Origin of the sequence: Pseudomonas oryzicola, from assembly GCF_014269185.2 — a bacterium.
Taxonomy (GTDB): domain Bacteria; phylum Pseudomonadota; class Gammaproteobacteria; order Pseudomonadales; family Pseudomonadaceae; genus Aquipseudomonas; species Aquipseudomonas oryzicola.
The window spans coordinates 279,281-296,610 of record NZ_JABWRZ020000001.1 but is presented as its reverse complement, the minus strand read 5'-3'; the positions used below and the strand labels follow the sequence as shown (position 1 = coordinate 296,610).

General features: G+C 62.5%; 18 protein-coding genes and 1 pseudogene. 10 read left to right on the top strand and 9 right to left on the bottom strand.

Going from position 1 to position 17,330, the window contains the following annotated elements; genetic code table 11:
* Window positions 1-81: 81 nt before the first annotated feature.
* Together HU760_RS01430 and HU760_RS01425 are read right to left on the bottom strand one after the other, a co-directional pair.
* Window positions 82-1,221, bottom strand: coding sequence for an MFS transporter (locus HU760_RS01430; RefSeq protein WP_186671875.1), 1,140 nt, complete (start codon window positions 1,219-1,221; stop codon window positions 82-84).
* 201 nt (window positions 1,222-1,422) lie between these two features.
* Window positions 1,423-2,916 (bottom strand): aldehyde dehydrogenase, encoded by a 1,494-nt coding sequence (locus HU760_RS01425; RefSeq protein WP_186671873.1) that lies wholly within the window; start codon window positions 2,914-2,916, stop codon window positions 1,423-1,425.
* 193 nt (window positions 2,917-3,109) lie between these two features.
* Here HU760_RS01425 and HU760_RS01420 point away from each other — a divergent pair, with 193 nt between their 5' ends.
* On the top strand, window positions 3,110-3,475 hold the full coding sequence (locus HU760_RS01420) for a cupin domain-containing protein (protein WP_186671871.1): 366 nt from the start codon (window positions 3,110-3,112) through the stop codon (window positions 3,473-3,475).
* A gap of 89 nt (window positions 3,476-3,564) precedes the next feature.
* Window positions 3,565-3,768, top strand: a complete 204-nt coding sequence (locus HU760_RS01415) for a hypothetical protein (protein ID WP_186671869.1) — start codon at window positions 3,565-3,567, stop codon at window positions 3,766-3,768.
* 65 nt (window positions 3,769-3,833) lie between these two features.
* Here the strand turns inward: HU760_RS01415 and rpmG are convergent, their stop codons facing one another.
* The gene (gene rpmG / locus HU760_RS01410; RefSeq protein ID WP_003253507.1) at window positions 3,834-3,989 is read right to left on the bottom strand and encodes a 50S ribosomal protein L33; all 156 of its coding nucleotides are present in this window, start codon (window positions 3,987-3,989) and stop codon (window positions 3,834-3,836) included.
* A 10-nt stretch (window positions 3,990-3,999) separates the two neighbouring features.
* Window positions 4,000-4,236 (bottom strand): 50S ribosomal protein L28, encoded by a 237-nt coding sequence (rpmB, locus tag HU760_RS01405; RefSeq protein ID WP_003258972.1) that lies wholly within the window; start codon window positions 4,234-4,236, stop codon window positions 4,000-4,002.
* A 361-nt stretch (window positions 4,237-4,597) separates the two neighbouring features.
* Between rpmB and HU760_RS01400 the strand changes: the two genes are divergently transcribed.
* Entirely contained in the window at window positions 4,598-6,187 is a 1,590-nt protein-coding gene (locus HU760_RS01400) for an ABC transporter substrate-binding protein (protein WP_186671867.1), read from the top strand.
* Window positions 6,188-6,248: 61 nt separating this feature from the next.
* On the opposite strand, the gene radC is transcribed toward HU760_RS01400, so the two are convergent.
* Window positions 6,249-6,929 (bottom strand): RadC family protein, encoded by a 681-nt coding sequence (gene radC / locus HU760_RS01395; RefSeq protein WP_039612333.1) that lies wholly within the window; start codon window positions 6,927-6,929, stop codon window positions 6,249-6,251.
* 128 nt (window positions 6,930-7,057) lie between these two features.
* On the opposite strand from radC, the gene coaBC reads away from it, so the two are divergent.
* The 4 genes and pseudogenes from coaBC to argB all read left to right on the top strand — a co-directional run bounded on the left by coaBC (window position 7,058) and on the right by argB (window position 11,178).
* Window positions 7,058-8,269: a bifunctional phosphopantothenoylcysteine decarboxylase/phosphopantothenate--cysteine ligase CoaBC gene (coaBC, locus tag HU760_RS01390; RefSeq protein WP_186671865.1), complete on the top strand. Its 1,212-nt coding sequence runs from the start codon at window positions 7,058-7,060 to the stop codon at window positions 8,267-8,269.
* 5 nt (window positions 8,270-8,274) lie between these two features.
* Window positions 8,275-8,730 (top strand): dUTP diphosphatase, encoded by a 456-nt coding sequence (gene dut / locus HU760_RS01385; protein ID WP_015272329.1) that lies wholly within the window; start codon window positions 8,275-8,277, stop codon window positions 8,728-8,730.
* Between the two features lie 144 nt (window positions 8,731-8,874).
* Window positions 8,875-10,242: pseudogene (locus tag HU760_RS01380) on the top strand (phosphomannomutase/phosphoglucomutase); the annotation flags it as partial.
* A gap of 30 nt (window positions 10,243-10,272) precedes the next feature.
* A complete protein-coding gene (gene argB / locus HU760_RS01375; protein WP_186671861.1) occupies window positions 10,273-11,178 on the top strand; it encodes an acetylglutamate kinase in 906 nt (301 codons plus the stop codon).
* Between the two features lie 97 nt (window positions 11,179-11,275).
* Here the strand turns inward: argB and pyrE are convergent, their stop codons facing one another.
* The gene (pyrE, locus tag HU760_RS01370) at window positions 11,276-11,917 is read right to left on the bottom strand and encodes an orotate phosphoribosyltransferase (protein WP_170033799.1); all 642 of its coding nucleotides are present in this window, start codon (window positions 11,915-11,917) and stop codon (window positions 11,276-11,278) included.
* Window positions 11,918-11,997: 80 nt separating this feature from the next.
* On the opposite strand from pyrE, the gene crc reads away from it, so the two are divergent.
* Window positions 11,998-12,777 carry a catabolite repression control protein Crc gene (crc, locus tag HU760_RS01365; RefSeq protein WP_186671859.1) on the top strand — a complete coding sequence of 260 codons (780 nt, stop codon included), beginning with the start codon at window positions 11,998-12,000 and terminating at the stop codon, window positions 12,775-12,777.
* Window positions 12,778-12,810: 33 nt separating this feature from the next.
* Here crc and HU760_RS01360 read toward each other — a convergent pair whose 3' ends face one another.
* Together HU760_RS01360 and rph are read right to left on the bottom strand one after the other, a co-directional pair.
* Window positions 12,811-13,179: a DUF4870 domain-containing protein gene (locus HU760_RS01360; protein WP_186671858.1), complete on the bottom strand. Its 369-nt coding sequence runs from the start codon at window positions 13,177-13,179 to the stop codon at window positions 12,811-12,813.
* Window positions 13,180-13,203: 24 nt separating this feature from the next.
* A complete protein-coding gene (gene rph, locus HU760_RS01355) occupies window positions 13,204-13,926 on the bottom strand; it encodes a ribonuclease PH (protein ID WP_186671856.1) in 723 nt (240 codons plus the stop codon).
* A 228-nt stretch (window positions 13,927-14,154) separates the two neighbouring features.
* Between rph and HU760_RS01350 the strand changes: the two genes are divergently transcribed.
* Entirely contained in the window at window positions 14,155-15,018 is an 864-nt protein-coding gene (locus HU760_RS01350; RefSeq protein WP_186671854.1) for a YicC/YloC family endoribonuclease, read from the top strand.
* Window positions 15,019-15,031: 13 nt separating this feature from the next.
* Entirely contained in the window at window positions 15,032-15,652 is a 621-nt protein-coding gene (gene gmk, locus HU760_RS01345) for a guanylate kinase (protein WP_186671852.1), read from the top strand.
* 73 nt (window positions 15,653-15,725) lie between these two features.
* Here the strand turns inward: gmk and HU760_RS01340 are convergent, their stop codons facing one another.
* Window positions 15,726-17,267 carry an APC family permease gene (locus tag HU760_RS01340; RefSeq protein ID WP_186671850.1) on the bottom strand — a complete coding sequence of 514 codons (1,542 nt, stop codon included), beginning with the start codon at window positions 17,265-17,267 and terminating at the stop codon, window positions 15,726-15,728.
* Between the last annotated feature and the right edge of the window lie 63 nt (window positions 17,268-17,330).

The following is a 17,330-nucleotide window of genomic DNA, read 5'->3' as shown; positions in this document are numbered from 1 at the left end:
CAGCCGGCAAGGGGCTGTACAGCATTCAAGATCTACGGAGAGCTGCAGGAGCTGGCTTGCCGGCGATGGGCCGCAGGTGCTTCAGACAGATGCAGGCTCGAAAGCCCCACGCCGCCGGGTCAACATAACCAACCCCGCAGCTCCCAGCGCCATCAGCAATGGCAGCGCATGCCCGCTGATCCACTGGCTCCCCGCCCCGGCCAGCAATGGCCCGAGCAGGCAGCCTATACCCCACAGCTGTGCCACATGAGCGTTGGCGCGCACCAGTGCATCATCGCGGTAGCGCTCACCGATCAATACCAGCGACAAAGTGAACAAGCCCCCCGCACTGGCCCCGAACAACACCCACAACGGCCAGATCAGCGGCGTGTGCAGCAATAGCGGAATGATCAGGCTGGACACCAGCAAGGTCACCGCGCAACCGGTGAACAGGGCACGGCGCGACATACGGTCAGCCAACGCGCCAATGGGCAGCTGCAACACTGCATCACCTACCACCACGGTGCTGACCATGAACAGGGCAGTTTCGGTACTGAAGCCTTGCTGCAGGCAGTACACCGGGAGCAATGTCAGAATCATGGCTTCGAACGAGGCGAACAGGGCAATGGCCCAGGCGATCACCGGCAAACGCCGGCAGAACGCGAACAGGTCGCCGAAGGTGACGCTGCAGGCTTCTGTGCTCGGCGCACCGCCACGGCCCAGGAGTATCAACGGCGCCACCAGCAGCAGGCCGGTAGCGGCCCAGAAGCCAAAGTCATCATCGGAGCCGAGAAAGCCCAGCACCAACGGCCCGGCCAGCTGGCTGAGGGCATAGCTGCTGCCATACAGCGCCACCAGGCGGCCACGCCACTGCTCGACCACCAGCTGGTTGATCCAGCTCTCGCCTAGTATGAACACCACGGTCAGGGACATGCCGATCAGCAGGCGCAGCAGCAGCCATAGCGGATAGCTGGGTAGCAAGGCGACCAGGCCGATCGACAACGCTCCGCCCCACAGGCACAGGCGCATGGCTGAAGGGACGCCAACCCAGCCGGCCAGGCGGCTGGCCAGGCTGGCACCGACCAGCACGCCCAGCGCCGGCATCGCGGCCATCACGCCGATGGCGAAACTGCCGTAGCCCCAGGCCTCCAGGCGCAAGGATACCAGCGGCATGCTCACGCCGAGTGCCAGCCCGACACTAAGCACCGATGCCAGCACGGCGAAATAGGTACCCCAACGCATTGCAGCCTCCCAGGCAGAAACTCGAACAGCAGAAACGACGAAGCCGGGCAGCGTGAGCCAACCCGGCTACTGTTGGGGCTGCTGTGCAGCCCATCGCCGGCAGGCCAGCTCCCACTCACACCGCGAAGTCCTCAAGGCTTGTGCAGTGTACCTGCGGGAGCTGGCTTGCCGACGACTGGGCCGCAAAGCGGCCCACCGGGATCACAGCTTGATCCAGGTCGCCTTCAGCTCGGTGTACTTCTCCAGCGCGTGCAGCGACTTGTCGCGGCCATTACCCGACTGCTTGAAGCCACCGAACGGCGCAGTCATGTCGCCGCCATCGTACTGGTTGACCCAGACACTGCCAGCGCGGACGGCACGGGCCGTCTTGTGCGCCTTGGAAATATCCGAAGTCCAGATACCAGCCGCCAGGCCATACGGCGTGTCGTTGGCGATGGCCACAGCCTCTTCGGCGGTATCGAAGGCGATTACCGACAGTACCGGGCCGAAGATCTCTTCCTGGGCAATCTTCATGGCGTTGGTCACGCCGTCGAAGATGGTCGGCTCTACATAGGTGCCGCCGGTCTCTTCCAAGGTGCGCTTGCCGCCAGCCAGCAGCTTGGCGCCATCCTTGTGGCCGGCCTCGATATACGACAGCACGGTGTTCATCTGCTGGGTATCGACCAGGGCACCGACGGTAGTCTGTGGGTCCAACGGGTTACCTGGCTTCCAGCCTTTCAGGGCCTCGACCACCATAGGCAGGAACTTGTCCTTGATCGAGCGCTCGACCAGCAGGCGCGAACCGGCGGTGCACACCTCACCCTGGTTGAAGGCGATGGCGCTGGCTGCGGCCTCGGCAGCTGCCTGCAGGTCCGGGGCGTCAGCGAAGACAATGTTCGGGCTCTTGCCACCAGCTTCCAGCCAGATGCGCTTCATGTTCGATTCGCCGGCATAGACCATCAGCTGCTTGGCAATCTTGGTCGAGCCGGTGAACACCAGGGTATCGACATCCATATGCAGGGCCAGGGCCTTGCCCACGGTGTGGCCATAACCTGGCAGCACGTTCAGAACGCCTGCCGGGATACCGGCTTCTATGGCCAGCTGGGCAATGCGAATGGCAGTCAGCGGCGATTTTTCGGATGGTTTGAGCACCACCGAGTTACCGGTGGCCAGGGCCGGGCCAAGCTTCCAGCAGGCCATCAGTAGCGGGAAGTTCCACGGTACGATGGCGCCGACGACACCCACTGGTTCGCGGGTGACCAGGCCAAGCTGGTCATGCGGGGTCGGGGCGACTTCGTCGTAGACCTTGTCGATGGCTTCGGCAGTCCAGTGGATGGCATTGGCAGCGCCCGGAATGTCGATGCTGGACGAGTCACCAATCGGCTTGCCCATGTCCAGGGTTTCCAGCAGCGCCAGCTCTTCGACGTTCTTGCGCAGCAGGTCGGCGAAGCGGATCAGCTTGGCCTTGCGCTTGGCCGGAGCCAGTTGCGACCACACGCCAGAGTTGAAGGTGGCACGGGCGTTTTCCACAGCACGGTTGGCATCGGCCAGGTCGCAGCTGGCAACCTTGGCCAGGAAGCGTCCGTCGACCGGGCTCAGGCACTCGAAGGTTTCACCGGATGCGGCATCGGTGTATTCGCCGTTGATGAAGGCACGGCCTTCAATCTTCAGTTGCTGGGCACGTTGTTCCCAGTCCGCACGAGTCAGGGTGGTCATACGAAACTCCTCCTCTTGTTTAGGTGCAACGCCGCACTGAGGATTCACAGGCGTTGTCAGAATTTGGGCCGGGCGGCAAAGGCTCTGGCTACCGACACCCTAAACCAGGCCGTGTAAACTATCAATATATTTGACACATAAGGCTCAAAAGCCTACTGATGTGCATTTTATTAAACAAAAACAGGAGCCGCACATGAGCATCAACAGCATCATCGACTTCGCACAGGCTATCACCGAGGCCGAACGCTACCGCCCGGCGGCGGAAAAAATCCTCAAGGGCGAGCCCGACCAGGTGGTTTACAACCATTACTCCAGCCCATGCGGACAGTTTGCCGCGGGCGTGTGGGAAGGTGAGGTGGGCCAGTGGACGGTGAACTACACCGAGCACGAATACTGCGAGATCGTCCAGGGCGTTTCGGTACTGCGCGACCAGGACGGCGGGGCGAAAACCCTGCGTACCGGTGATCGGTTTGTCATCCCGGCCGGCTTCAAGGGCACCTGGGAAGTACTGGAGCCATGCCGCAAGATCTATGTGATGTTCGAACAGAAGCCGCTATAGAGGTAACCATGTAGCGCAGGCAGCCTGCAGGCATGCGTGAGGATGGCCTTGCCCATTTCGGGCCATCCAACTTCAACAGGAAGATCACCATGACCAACGGAGAAGTACTGAAAACCCTCGCCCATCTGGTCGGCACCCCTTATGCGCCAGCGCTGAAGGACACCATCTGCGCCCTCACCGGCCGCACCCGGGTGGTCGGCCCCAACGAAATGTGCACCCACGAGTACGACGCCGAGCGCATCCAGATCAAGGCCGGTGCCGACCTGCTGATCCAGGGCTTCGACTTCAACTGATCCCGCTGCAGGCAAAAAAAAACCCGCGTCCTTTCGGATGCGGGTTTTTTCAGGTCGCCGATCAATTACTTGATCTTGGCTTCCTTGTACACCACGTGCTTGCGAACAACCGGATCGTATTTCTTGATCTCGATTTTGTCCGGAGTGGTGCGCTTGTTCTTGTCGGTGGTGTAGAAGTGGCCAGTGCCAGCACTCGAAACCAGACGGATCAATTCACGCATGACGTTCTCCTTAGAACTTTTCGCCGCGAGCGCGCAGCTCGGCCAGCACTACGTCGATACCACGCTTGTCAATGACGCGCATGCCTTTGGCGGATACGCGCAGACGCACGAAACGCTTCTCGGATTCAACCCAGAAACGGTGGTGCTGCAGGTTCGGCAGGAAACGACGACGGGTTTTGTTGTTTGCGTGGGAAATGTTGTTCCCGGTTACTGGACCCTTACCAGTAACTTGACAGACTCTCGACATGACTCAGCCCTCTAAAACCACATGCCCAACCCGGCATGGGTTGGCCGCTTAATCTCTCAGTCTTTGGCGCCTGGGCGCCGTGATTCTGGAGGTCTTACCGACCGGATACGCTGACGCGACAGGCCGAGCCCCTAGAAAAGAGCGCTGCTTTATACCAGAAAGACTTGGCCACAACAACAGAAGATACATTTCCGGCGCCGGCCAAGCGCGCCGGGCCAGCATAGCGGCAGGCCCCGCCAGCCGTCGACCGCTCGTCGCCGGTTTTGTAAAAAAGGGTGTGGTCATTTCCCCACGGGCGCACTAGGGTAGGCCTTTTCCAGACTGCACTGGCAGATGGGCCACTGACAGCCAAGGAGTCACCATGCGTGCCGCCGCCCTTTCCTTATTGTTCACCTCCCTGTTTGCCGCTGGCGCCGCCCAGGCTGCCCCGCTGAGTGTCTGCAGCGAGGCCAGCCCCGAAGGCTTCGACGTGGTGCAGTACAACTCGCTGACCACCACCAACGCCACCGCCGACGTGCTGATGAACCGGCTGGTGGAGTTCGATGCGCTGCAAGGCAAGGTGGTGCCGAGCCTGGCGGCCAGCTGGACGGTATCGGCCGACGGCCTGGTTTATGACTTCACCCTGCGCGATGATGTGAAATTCCACACCACCACCTACTTCAAGCCCAGCCGCGGACTGAATGCCGATGACGTGCTGTTCAGCTTCCAGCGCATGCTCTACCCCGCCCATGCCTGGCACAAGACCGCACCGGGCGGTTACCCGCATGCCCAGTCGCTGCAGCTGGGCAGCCTGATCAAGGCGCTCGAGGCGCCGGCGCCCAATACCGTGCGCTTCACCCTCAACCACCCGGACGCCACGTTCCTGGCCACCTTGAGCATGGGCTTTGCCTCGATCTATTCCGCCGAATATGCCGACAAGCTGCTCAAGGCCGGCACACCGGAGAAGCTCAACAGTCAGCCGATCGGCACCGGGCCGTTCGTGTTCCAGCGCTTCCAGAAGGACGCCATGGTGCGCTACCGCGCCAACCCGGACTATTTTGCCGGCAAGCCGGCGGTCGACCCGCTGATCTTCGCCATCACCACCGACGCCAATGTGCGCCTGCAGAAGCTCAAGCGCGGTGAGTGCCAGGTGGCCTTGTCGCCCAAGCCACTGGACATTGCCGAAGCAGGCAAGGATGGCAACCTCAAGGTGGCCACCACCCCGGCCTTCATGACGGCCTTCGTCGCCATCAACAGCCAGCACCCGCCGCTGGACAAGCCGGAGGTACGCCAGGCCATCAATCTGGCCTTCGACAAGCAGGCCTACCTGAAGGCGGTGTTCGAGGATTCCGCAGTGGCCGCCAATGGGCCCTACCCGCCCAACACCTGGAGCTACGCCAAGGACCTGCCCGGCTATGCGCTGGACCTGAAGAAAGCCAAGGCGCTGCTGAACAAGGCCGGCCTGGCCGAAGGCTTCAGCACCACCATCTGGACCCGCCCGTCGGGCAGCCTGCTCAACCCAAACCCCAGCCTGGGCGCGCAGATGCTGCAGGCAGACCTGGCCAAGGTTGGCATCAAGGCAGAAATCCGCGTGATCGAATGGGGCGAGCTGATCCGCCGCGCCAAGGCCGGCGAGCATGATTTGCTGTTCATGGGCTGGGCAGGCGACAACGGCGACCCGGACAACTTCCTCAGCCCGCAGTTTTCCTGCGCGGCGGTGCAGTCGGGGACCAACTTCGCACGCTTCTGCGACAGCCGCCTGGACCAACTGATCAGCGCCGGACGTACCACCAACGACCAGAGCGTGCGCAGCCGGCTGTACCAGCAGGCGCAAACGTTGATCCAGCAACAGGCGCTGTGGCTGCCATTGGCGCACCCGACGGCGGCTACCCTGCTGCGCCGGGACGTCGAGGGGTACCAGGTGAGCCCGTTCGGGCGGTTGGATTTCAGCAAGGTGTCTGTGAACAAGTAAGCCTGCACCGGCCTCTTCGCGGGCGAGCCCGCGAAAGGACCGGGCCAGGCAGCACAAATGCCTAAGCCACAATCCACCCATGCTCGACCATCGACAGCGGCTCCCCATCACCGATGATGATGTGATCCAGCACCCGCACATCGATCAACGCCAGCCCCCGCTTCAACGACAGGGTCAAATGCACATCGTCCTGGCTGGGCTCACTGTTGCCCGAGGGGTGGTTGTGGCACAGGATCAAGGCCGCTGCGTTATGCAGCAATGCCCGCCGCACCACTTCCCGCGGGTAGACGCTGGCCCGATCTATCGTGCCTCGGAAGAGGATCTCAAACGCCAACGGCCTGTGCTTGGTATCGAGAAAGAGGCATCCGAACACCTCGCTGACTTCATGTCGCAGCATCGCTTTCAAATAGCGCCTCACCGTTGCCGGGCTGTCCATCGCGGATTCACGCTCAATCGAAGTTGCAAGGTGCCTGCGCCCGATCTCCAGCAGCGCCTGCAACTGGCTGTACCTCACCGGGCCCAACCCAAGCTCGCCGACGAAAGCCTCACGGTCGGCCTCCAGCAACTGGCGCAACCCCCCGAACTTCACGAGCAGACCTCGCGCCAGCTCCACGACATTGCGCCCACGCACACCTGAGCCGAGAAATACAGCCAGCAATTCCGCGTCCGTCAGGCTTCCGGCCCCACGCTGCAGCAACTTCTCCCTCGGCCGCTCTTCAGCCGGCCACTCCCTGATATTCATCCCGCCCCTCTGCCCTTGCTGCGGCCGATTTCGGCCCTGTGTTAATCTATTTCGCCTCGTACATGCGACGTTCTGCCGCAGGCATTCCCAAACGTCGTCGCCCGCTCTCACTGGAAAAAGGCAAGCCTATGCAGCGGCTGTATCGCAAGCGCATCGTTCTCGGCGTGGGTGGCGGCATTGCCGCCTACAAAAGCGCCGAACTGATTCGCCGACTCCTGGAGCACGGCGCGCAGGTGCGCGTCGTCATGACCCGTGGTGGTGCAGAGTTCATCACCCCGCTGACCCTGCAGGCACTGTCGGGCCACCCGGTGCACATGGACCTGCTGGACCCTGCTGCCGAAGCGGCCATGGGCCATATCGAACTGGCCAAGTGGGCCGACCTGGTGCTGATCGCCCCGGCCACCGCCGATCTCATGGCGCGCATGGCCCAGGGCATGGCAGACGACCTGCTGACCACCTTGGTACTGGCTACCGATGCCACTGTCGCCGTGGCCCCGGCCATGAACCAGGCCATGTGGCGCGACCCGGCCACCCAGGCCAACCTCGAACTGCTCAAGAGCCGGGGCATCCAGGTGTTCGGCCCAGCGTCCGGCAGCCAAGCCTGTGGCGACGTCGGCCTGGGCCGCATGCTCGAAGCCACCGACCTGGCCTGGTGTGCCGCGGAAAGCTTCAAGCGCCAGGCCCTGACCGGCAAGCACGTGCTGATCACTGCCGGCCCGACCCAGGAAAACATCGACCCGGTGCGCTACATCACCAATCATAGCTCCGGCAAGATGGGCTTCGCCTTGGCTGAAGCGGCCGCCGAAGCCGGGGCTCGGGTCACCCTCGTCACTGGCCCGGTGCACCTGCCGACCCCCGACCGGGTCAGCCGTATCGACGTGGTCAGCGCGCGGGACATGCTCGCGGCCTGTGAAGCGGCCATGCCGTGCGACCTGTTCATCGCCTCTGCGGCAGTTGCGGACTACCGCCCGGAAGTCGTTGCCACGCAAAAATTGAAGAAAGATCCTACGACCGGCGACGGCATGCTGCTGCAGATGGTGCGCAATCCCGATATCCTTGCCACCATCGCTGGCCGCACCGACCGCCCGTTCAGCGTCGGTTTCGCCGCCGAGACCGAGCACTTGCTCGATTACGCCACGCGCAAGCTCAAGGACAAGAACCTCGACCTGATCGTCGCCAATGATGTGGCCAACCCCAGCATCGGCTTCAACAGCGAGGAGAACGCCTTGACCGTGATCGACCGCCAGCAGCACCAGACCCTCTTCGCGCAGACCAGCAAGGGCAAGATTGCCCGGCAACTGGTCGCCTTCATCGCCGAACGACTCAATCAGGTTCAATAAGTTACATGCACGCTCTTCAAGCCAAGATCCTCGACCCACGCCTGGGCACCGAATTCCCCCTGCCGCAGTACGCCACCCCCGGCTCCGCCGGCCTGGACCTGCGCGCCCTGCTCAAGGAAGACACCGTCCTCGAGCCAGGCCAGACCCTGCTGATCCCCACCGGCCTGTCGATCTACATCGGCGACCCTGGCCTGGCGGCGGTGATCTTGCCGCGCTCGGGCCTGGGCCATAAGCACGGCATCGTGCTTGGCAACCTGGTCGGGCTGATCGACTCGGACTACCAGGGCGAGTTGATGGTGTCGTGCTGGAACCGCGGCAACACACCGTTCACCATCGCCGTTGGCGAGCGCATTGCCCAGCTGGTGCTGGTACCGGTGGTACAGGCCCATTTCGACATCGTCGAAGCGTTCGATGAAAGCCAGCGCGGCGCTGGCGGCTTCGGCCATTCCGGCAGCCACTGAGCCGAGAAATGACCGTTCAGGCCAAGGATGGCGAACTCTCTGGCGAAACCACCGTCCAAGCGTTCAGTTTGCGCCTGCCCAGAAAGCCTTTGACTAATGGAGCTTCCAGAGATGAACGACATGGCCCACCTGGTCCCCGCCGCACTGCCAGACAGCATTTTCCGCGCGTATGACATCCGCGGCGTGGTCGGCAAGACCCTTCACGCCGAAACCGCCTACTGGATCGGCCGCGCCATCGGTGCACAGAGCCTTGCCCAGGGCGAGCCGCAGGTTTCGGTCGGCCGCGATGGCCGTCTGTCCGGCCCGATGCTGGTCGAAGAGCTGATCAAGGGCCTGGTCGACGCCGGATGCCACGTCAGCGACGTCGGCCTGGTGCCCACCCCGGCCCTGTACTACGCGGCCAACGTGCTGGCTGGCAAGTCCGGGGTGATGCTGACCGGCAGCCACAACCCGTCGGACTACAACGGTTTCAAGATCGTGATTGCCGGTGACACCCTCGCCAACGAACAGATCCAGGCCCTGCTGACACGCCTGAAAACCAACAACCTGAGCCGCGCCGATGGCCGCGTGGAAAAGGTCGAGATCCTTGACCGCTACTTCCAGCAGATTGTCGATGACGTGAAGCTGGCGAAGAAGCTCAAGGTGGTGGTGGATTGCGGCAATGGTGCCGCTGGCGTGATCGCGCCGCAATTGATCGAAGCCCTGGGCTGCGAAGTGATCCCGCTGTTCTGCGAGGTCGACGGCAACTTCCCCAACCACCACCCGGACCCGGGCAAGCCGGAAAACCTCGAGGACCTGATTGCCAAGGTCAAGGAAACCGGTGCCGACATCGGCCTGGCCTTCGACGGTGACGGCGACCGTGTCGGCGTGGTGACCAACACCGGCAGCATCGTCTACCCCGACCGTCTGCTGATGCTGTTCGCCCAGGACGTGCTGTCGCGTAACCCAGGTGCCGAGATCATCTTCGACGTCAAATGCACCCGCCGCCTGACCCCGCTGATCGAACAGCATGGCGGCCGCGCGTTGATGTGGAAAACCGGCCACTCGCTGATCAAGAAGAAGATGAAGCAGTCCGGCTCGCTGCTGGCTGGCGAGATGAGCGGTCACATCTTCATCAAGGAGCGCTGGTACGGTTTCGATGACGGTATCTACAGCGCCGCGCGCCTGCTGGAGATCCTCAGCAAGGCCGGGCAAAGCGCCGAAAACCTGTTCGCCGCCTTCCCGAACGATATTTCCACGCCGGAAATCAATATTGATGTGACCGACGAGGGTAAATTCAGCATCATTGATGCACTGCAACGCGACGCCGACTGGGGCGAAGCCAACCTGACCACCATCGACGGTGTGCGGGTGGATTACGCCCACGGCTGGGGCCTGGTTCGCGCCTCCAACACCACCCCGGTGCTGGTGCTGCGCTTCGAGGCCGACAGCGACGCCGAATTGCAACGTATCAAGGATGTTTTCCGTACCCAGTTGCTGCGGGTAGAGCCTGAGCTGCAACTGCCGTTCTGACCGACTATCTGTTCCTTACAGGAGCCCTGCATGACCCTCGATCGCGATGCCGCTTCCCATGTAGCCGAGGTTTTGTCCGAAGCACTGCCTTACATTCGCCGCTTTGTCGGCAAGACCCTGGTGATCAAGTACGGCGGCAACGCGATGGAGAGCGAGGAGCTCAAGACCGGCTTCGCCCGTGACATCGTGCTGATGAAGGCTGTAGGCATCAACCCGGTGGTGGTCCACGGTGGCGGCCCGCAGATTGGCGATCTGCTCAAGCGCCTGTCGATCGAAAGCCATTTCATCGACGGCATGCGCGTCACCGACGCGGCGACCATGGATGTGGTGGAGATGGTGCTGGGCGGCCAGGTCAACAAGGACATCGTCAACCTGATCAACCGCCACGGCGGCAGCGCCATCGGCCTGACCGGCAAGGACGCGGAGCTGATCCGCGCCCGCAAGCTGACCGTCAGCCGCCAGACGCCCGAGATGACCACTCCGGAAATCATCGACATCGGCCACGTCGGCGAAGTGGTGAGCGTGAACACCGACCTGCTCAACATGCTGGTGAAGGGCGACTTCATCCCGGTGATCGCGCCGATCGGTGTGGGGGCCAATGGTGAGTCGTACAACATCAACGCCGACCTGGTGGCAGGCAAGGTGGCCGAGGCGCTGAAAGCCGAGAAGCTGATGCTGCTGACCAATATCGCCGGCCTGATGGACAAGCAAGGCCAGGTGCTGACCGGCCTGACCACCGAGCAGGTCAACGAACTGATCGCCGACGGCACCATCTACGGCGGCATGCTGCCGAAGATCAAATGCGCGCTGGATGCCGTGCAGGGCGGCGTCAACAGCTCGCACATCATCGACGGCCGTGTGCCGAATGCGGTGCTGCTGGAGATCTTCACCGACAGTGGCGTGGGTACCCTGATTACCAACCGCAAGCAGCGCTGATTGGTTGGTTAGCCTGCACTGGCCCTATCGCCGGTGCAGCAGAAACAAAAAAGGCGACCTTCACAAGAAGGTCGCCTTTTTCATTTCCAGGCCCGGATCAGATCCCGTACTGCGCCCGGTAAGCCTCGACCGCCGGCAGATGCTGCTTCAGCTGCGGGTCATCGGCGAGGAACTCCAGCACCTGGGTCAGCGAAACGATGCTGACCACCGGAATGCCGAAGTCGCGCTCCACTTCCTGGATCGCCGACAGTTCGCCATTGCCACGCTCTTCGCGGTTCAGCGCGATCAGCACACCAGCGGCCTTGGCCTGCTGGGCGTTGATGATCTGCATGACTTCACGGATGGCCGTACCGGCAGTGATCACGTCGTCGATGATCAGCACTTCACCGGCCAGCGGGGCGCCAACCAGGCTGCCGCCTTCGCCGTGGTCCTTGGCTTCCTTGCGGTTGAAGCACCATGGCACGTCGAGCTGGTGCTGCTCGGCCAGGGCCACGGCAGTCGCCGCCGCCAGCGGGATACCCTTGTAGGCCGGGCCGAACAGCACGTCGAACGGGATCTTGCTGTCGACGATGGCCGCCGCATAGCAACGGCCCAGCTGGGCCAGGGCAGAACCACTGTTGAACAGGCCGGCATTGAAGAAATACGGGCTGGTACGCCCCGATTTCAGAGTGAATTCACCGAAACGCAGTACCCCGCGATCGATGGCAAAACGGATGAAGTCGCGCTGATACGGCTGCATGAATAGTCCCGGACACCACGGATTTAGCTAAATGGGTTGAGCTCGGGTATCATACACGCACGAGATTTTTGGGGCCATTTATGCGGATCATCAGTGTGAACGTAAATGGCATTCAGGCTGCGGCCGAGCGTGGTTTGCTCAGCTGGCTGCAAGCCCAGAATGCCGACGTCATCTGCCTTCAGGATACCCGCGCCTCGGCCTTTGAACTCGATGACCCAGCTTTCCAGCTCGATGGCTATTTCCTTTATGCCTGCGACGCGGAGGTGCCTGCCCAAGGTGGTGTGGCCCTGTATTCGCGCATGCAGCCCAAGGCAGTCATCACCGGCCTGGGCTTCGAGACAGCCGACCGCTACGGGCGTTACCTGCAAGCAGATTTCGACAAAGTCAGTATTGCCAGCCTGCTGCTGCCTTCGGGTATGAACGGCGACGAAGACTTGAACCAGAAGTTCAAGTTGATGGACGACTTCGCCAAGTACCTGGACAAGCAGCGGCGCAAGCGTCGTGAGTACATCTACTGCGGCTCGTTCTACGTGGCGCAGCAGAAGCTCGACATCAAGAACTGGCGTGACAGCCAGCAGTCGCCCGGTTTCCTGGCGCCGGAGCGCGCCTGGATGGATGCGATCACCGGCGAGATGGGTTATATCGACGCCCTGCGCGAAGTCAGCCGTGAAGGCGACCAGTACAGCTGGTGGCCGGACAACGAGCAGGCCGAAATGCTCAACCTGGGCTACCGGTTCGACTACCAGATCCTCACCCCGGGCCTGCGCCGTTTCGTGCGCAATGCCCGCCTGCCGCGTCAGCCGCGCTTCTCCCAGCATGCGCCGCTGATCGTCGACTATGACTGGACGTTGACCATCTGAAAGCAGATTGGGGCCGCTTTGCGGCCCCAATTGCTATTTGATCGGCCGCCAGATCATCGGGTAACGATACGGCTTACCTTCATTGGCCCGCACCGCCGCAATGATGATCAGCACCAGCACCGCGACCATCAGCATGGCGAACAGCATCAGCCCGATGAACACGAACATCAGCAGGAAGCAGATGAACCCGGCAATGGTCACGCTGATCTGAAAGTTCAGCGCCTCCTTGCCCTGGGCATCGATGAAAGGGTCTTGCTCGCGCTTGAGGTGCCACAGCACCAGCGGGCCCAGCAAGTGCCCGAGCGGAACCACCAGGCCCAGCAGTGCAGAAAGGTGACAGAACATCGCCCACTGCCGGACCTCGGCATTGGGCGGGGTGATCGACAGGTTGGAATCGCTCATGCCCCGCACCCTCCTTGGCTGGGTTCAGTCGGCCAGTGCGGCCTGCTGCAGTTCGAAGATTTCAGCCATGCCCTTCTGTGCCAGGGCGAGCATGGCATTGAAGTCTTCCGGCTGGAACGGCGCGCCTTCGGCAGTACCCTGCACTTCGATGAAACCACCAGCGCTGGTCATCACCACGTTCAGGTCGGTCTCGGCGGCGGAGTCTTCCAGGTAGTCCAGGTCGAGCACGGCTTCGCTCTGGTACATGCCCACCGATACGGCGGCGATCATATGCTTGAGCGGGTTGCCGGCTTTCAGGCCGCCGCGCTTCTTGATGACCGCCAGGGCATCGCACAGGGCGACCATGGCACCGGTGATGGATGCGGTGCGGGTACCGCCATCGGCCTGAATCACGTCGCAGTCGACGTACAGGGTGATGTCACCGAGTTTGCTCATGTCCAGCGCAGCGCGCAGCGAACGGCCGATCAGGCGCTGGATTTCCAGGGTGCGGCCACCCTGTTTGCCACGGCTGGCTTCGCGCTGGTTACGCTCGCCGGTGGAACGCGGCAACATGCCGTACTCGGCGGTCAGCCAGCCCTGGCCTTGCCCTTTGAGGAAGCGCGGCACACCGTTTTCCACACTGACCGTGCAGATGACCTTGGTGTCACCGAACTCGACCAGTACCGACCCTTCGGCGTGCTTGGTGTAGCTGCGGGTGATGCGGATCGAGCGGAGCTGATCGGCGGCGCGACCACTTGGACGTTTCATCTGGGATACCTGTACTGGGACTTTGAATCTGCCGAGCATTATAGAGCCCACGGCCCGGGGAGGACATGCCTATTGTCGCGCCCGGCGCTGCCCGTCGCCTTTTCCTGCTGCCGTTGTCAGCCCTCGGTAACATGGGTGGATTGGGCGCCAAGGCGCCACTGCGCTACAATCCTGCGCCTTGCAGCCGAGAGGCTCCCACCGTTCATTCATCTACGCGAGGTACTCCCCATGGTGCACAGCATGACCGCTTTTGCTCGTGTCGAGCGCGCCGGCAGCCAAGGCACCCTGGTCTGGGAGCTGCGTTCGGTCAATCACCGTTACCTGGAGCCGCACCTGCGCCTGCCCGAAGCCCTGCGCGACCTGGAGGGCGCCGTGCGTGAAGGCCTGCGCCAAGGGCTGTCACGCGGCAAGGTGGAATGCACCTTGCGCCTCAACGACGACAGCAACGGCAAACCGCTGAAGGTGGACCGCGAGCGCGCCGCACAACTGGTTGCCGCCGCCGAGGAGGTGGCCGGCCTGATCAAGCAACCGGCACCATTGAACCCGCTGGAAGTGCTGTCATGGCCGGGCGTGCTGGTGGCCGACGCCAGCGACCCGCAGGCCCTGAATGCCGAAGCCATGGCACTGTTCAACGAAGCGCTGGCCGAACTCAAGGCCGGACGCCAGCGTGAAGGTCAGGAGCTGGCCCGGCTGATCAACGAACGCCTGGACAACATGGCCAGTGAAGTCACCACCCTGCGCGCTCTGGTGCCACAGATGCTGGCGGCACAGCGACAGAAGATCCTCGATCGCTTCGGCGACATCCAGGCCGAACTCGACCCGCAGCGCCTGGAGCAGGAGATGGTGCTGCTGGCCCAGAAGAGCGACGTGGCCGAGGAACTCGACCGCCTCAGCACCCACGTCACCGAAGTGCGCCGGGTGCTCAAGGGTGGCGGTGCCGCCGGCCGGCGCCTGGACTTTCTGATGCAGGAACTCAACCGCGAGGCCAATACCCTCGGCTCCAAGGCCTTCGACCCACGCAGCACGCAAGCGGCGGTCAACCTGAAGGTATTGATCGAACAGATGCGTGAACAAGTACAGAACATCGAGTAAGGCCACCCCGACCATGAACCACAGCAGCGGCACCCTTTACATCGTTTCGGCCCCTTCCGGCGCCGGCAAGACCAGCCTGGTCACCGCCCTGACCAAGGACGACACGCAGATCCGCGTCTCGGTCTCGCACACTACCCGCGCCATGCGCCCAGGCGAGCAGCACGGGGTGAACTATCACTTCGTCGTCCACGAGGAGTTCAAGGCACTGATCGCGCAAGGTGACTTCCTGGAGCATGCCGAGGTGTTCGGCAATTTCTACGGCACCTCGCGCAGTGCGCTGCAGCAAACGCTGGACCAAGGCTACGACCTGATTCTGGAAATCGACTGGCAAGGCGCCCAGCAAGTACGCAAGCTGATGCCGCAGGCGTTGTCGATATTCATCCTGCCGCCAAGCCAGCAGGCCTTGCGCCATCGTCTGGACGGTCGCGGGCAGGACAGTGAAGAGATCATTGCCGGGCGCATGAAAGAAGCGGTCAGCGAGATGGTGCACTACGACGAATATGACTACGTGATCATCAACGATGATTTTGACGTGGCGCTTGAGGACTTGAAGGCGGTGTTCCGCTCCAATCGCCTGCTGCTGAAGAAGCAGCAACAGCGCAACGGCGGGCTGCTCAAAGAACTGCTTTCCTGACAGACCGCACGGGGCTGCGTTGCAGCCCAATCGCCGACAAGCCAGCGATTGGGCCGCAACGCGGCCCTTTGCTTTATTCCTGCAGTGACAGGGTAGCCTGCTGACGCAGGGTAGCCCCGAGGAAATACGCCGGTGCGCGCATGCGCGACAGCATCATCAACCCGATGCCGAGCACCGAAATGATCGCGGCAATCACGAACACCAGCCCCAGTCCGCCCACATGTGAGCCACTGCCAAAGTCTGGCGAAGCGCTGTCGATGGCAGTACGCACGAAGATCACCGACAGAATCACCCCACCCACCAGCGGGCACAGGCCACGCATGACGAAGTGACGCAGGCTGTCGAACAGGCTGTCGCGGAAATACCAGACGCAGGCGAATGCGGTCAGCGAATAGTAGAAGCAGATCATCATGCCCAGGGCGGTAATGGTATCCGCCAGCACGTTCTCGCTCAGGGTACGCATGGTCACGTAGAACAGGCCCGCAGCCAGGCCGGCGCAAATGGTGGCGTAGCGCGGGGTTTGCGAGCGCGGGCAGACGCTGGCGAACTTTTGCGGTACCGCGCCGTAGTAGCCCATGGCCAACAGCGTGCGCGCCGGCGCGACGAAGGTCGACTGCAGCGAAGCCGCCGTACTGGCCAGCACGGCGATGGACATCAGGATCGCCAACGGCCCCATGACCGGGCCGGCCAAGTGAGCGAACACGTTCTCCTGGATGCGCGGATTGTTCAGGCCCAGGCCAGACTCGCTGATCCCGGCAAACTGCAGGGTTGCGATTGCAGTGAACAGGTACAGGCCGAGAATCAACATCACGGTCCAGGTGGCCGCCTTGCCCGGCACCTCTTCACTGCCTATCGACTCTTCACTGACAGTCAGGCAGGTGTCCCATCCCCAAAAGATGAAGATCGACAGCGACAGCCCGGCGGCAAAGGCCGAGAACGACTCGACACCGAACGGGTTGAACCAGGCGAAATCGAACTCCAGCGGCGGCGGCGCGGTGGTACCGTCGAAGGCGGCAAAGGCAAAACCGATCAGCACCACCAACTGCAGCGCCACCAAGCCGTACTGCACGGTCATGGTGGTGGCGATGCCACGGCAGCAGATCCATACCGCCAGGGCGATGAACACACAGCAGGTCACCACGTTGATCAACAGGTTGTCGGCCAGCGCCGCCAGCTCGTGGTGGCCGGTGATCTGGCCGAGGAACAGGTAGAAGAAGTCGACGGCCACGCCTGCCAGGTTCGACAGCACGATGGTAGTGGCGACTACCAGCCCCCAACCGCCGATCCAGCCAATCATCGGGCCGAAGGCCCGCGCCGACCAGGTGAACGACGTGCCGCTGTCCGGCTCGGCCGAATTCAGCTCGCGGTAACCGAGGGCGACCAGCAGCATTGGCAGGAAGCCGACGATGAACACCGCTGGCAGGTGGGCGCCCACTTCGCGCACGGTCGGGCCTAGTGCGCCGGTCAGGGTATAGACCGGGGCGATGGTGGAAATGCCCAGCACCACGCTGGCCAGCAAGCCCAGCCGGCCTTTGGCCAGGCCCTTGCTGCGCTGGGTATTGCCCGCGTCGGCCGCCACGTCGGGTGGCCGGCCGGCTTCTGTGTAATCGCTCATGAGTATTTGCCGTAGATTTTGGAATTGTTTTCACTGGCCTTGCGTACAAGGCCCGCTTTCACT

What these genes read in the sequence shown, in the direction of transcription:
- HU760_RS01430 (WP_186671875.1), bottom strand. Translation starts at nt 1,221, where the DNA reads ATGCGTTGGGGTACCTATTTCGCCGTGCTGGCATCGGTGCTTAGTGTC.
- HU760_RS01425 (WP_186671873.1), bottom strand. Translation starts at nt 2,916, where the DNA reads ATGACCACCCTGACTCGTGCGGACTGGGAACAACGTGCCCAGCAACTG.
- HU760_RS01420 (WP_186671871.1), top strand. Translation starts at nt 3,110, where the DNA reads ATGAGCATCAACAGCATCATCGACTTCGCACAGGCTATCACCGAGGCC.
- HU760_RS01415 (WP_186671869.1), top strand. Translation starts at nt 3,565, where the DNA reads ATGACCAACGGAGAAGTACTGAAAACCCTCGCCCATCTGGTCGGCACC.
- rpmG (WP_003253507.1), bottom strand. Translation starts at nt 3,989, where the DNA reads ATGCGTGAATTGATCCGTCTGGTTTCGAGTGCTGGCACTGGCCACTTC.
- rpmB (WP_003258972.1), bottom strand. Translation starts at nt 4,236, where the DNA reads ATGTCGAGAGTCTGTCAAGTTACTGGTAAGGGTCCAGTAACCGGGAAC.
- HU760_RS01400 (WP_186671867.1), top strand. Translation starts at nt 4,598, where the DNA reads ATGCGTGCCGCCGCCCTTTCCTTATTGTTCACCTCCCTGTTTGCCGCT.
- radC (WP_039612333.1), bottom strand. Translation starts at nt 6,929, where the DNA reads ATGAATATCAGGGAGTGGCCGGCTGAAGAGCGGCCGAGGGAGAAGTTG.
- coaBC (WP_186671865.1), top strand. Translation starts at nt 7,058, where the DNA reads ATGCAGCGGCTGTATCGCAAGCGCATCGTTCTCGGCGTGGGTGGCGGC.
- dut (WP_015272329.1), top strand. Translation starts at nt 8,275, where the DNA reads ATGCACGCTCTTCAAGCCAAGATCCTCGACCCACGCCTGGGCACCGAA.
- argB (WP_186671861.1), top strand. Translation starts at nt 10,273, where the DNA reads ATGACCCTCGATCGCGATGCCGCTTCCCATGTAGCCGAGGTTTTGTCC.
- pyrE (WP_170033799.1), bottom strand. Translation starts at nt 11,917, where the DNA reads ATGCAGCCGTATCAGCGCGACTTCATCCGTTTTGCCATCGATCGCGGG.
- crc (WP_186671859.1), top strand. Translation starts at nt 11,998, where the DNA reads ATGCGGATCATCAGTGTGAACGTAAATGGCATTCAGGCTGCGGCCGAG.
- HU760_RS01360 (WP_186671858.1), bottom strand. Translation starts at nt 13,179, where the DNA reads ATGAGCGATTCCAACCTGTCGATCACCCCGCCCAATGCCGAGGTCCGG.
- rph (WP_186671856.1), bottom strand. Translation starts at nt 13,926, where the DNA reads ATGAAACGTCCAAGTGGTCGCGCCGCCGATCAGCTCCGCTCGATCCGC.
- HU760_RS01350 (WP_186671854.1), top strand. Translation starts at nt 14,155, where the DNA reads ATGGTGCACAGCATGACCGCTTTTGCTCGTGTCGAGCGCGCCGGCAGC.
- gmk (WP_186671852.1), top strand. Translation starts at nt 15,032, where the DNA reads ATGAACCACAGCAGCGGCACCCTTTACATCGTTTCGGCCCCTTCCGGC.
- HU760_RS01340 (WP_186671850.1), bottom strand. Translation starts at nt 17,267, where the DNA reads ATGAGCGATTACACAGAAGCCGGCCGGCCACCCGACGTGGCGGCCGAC.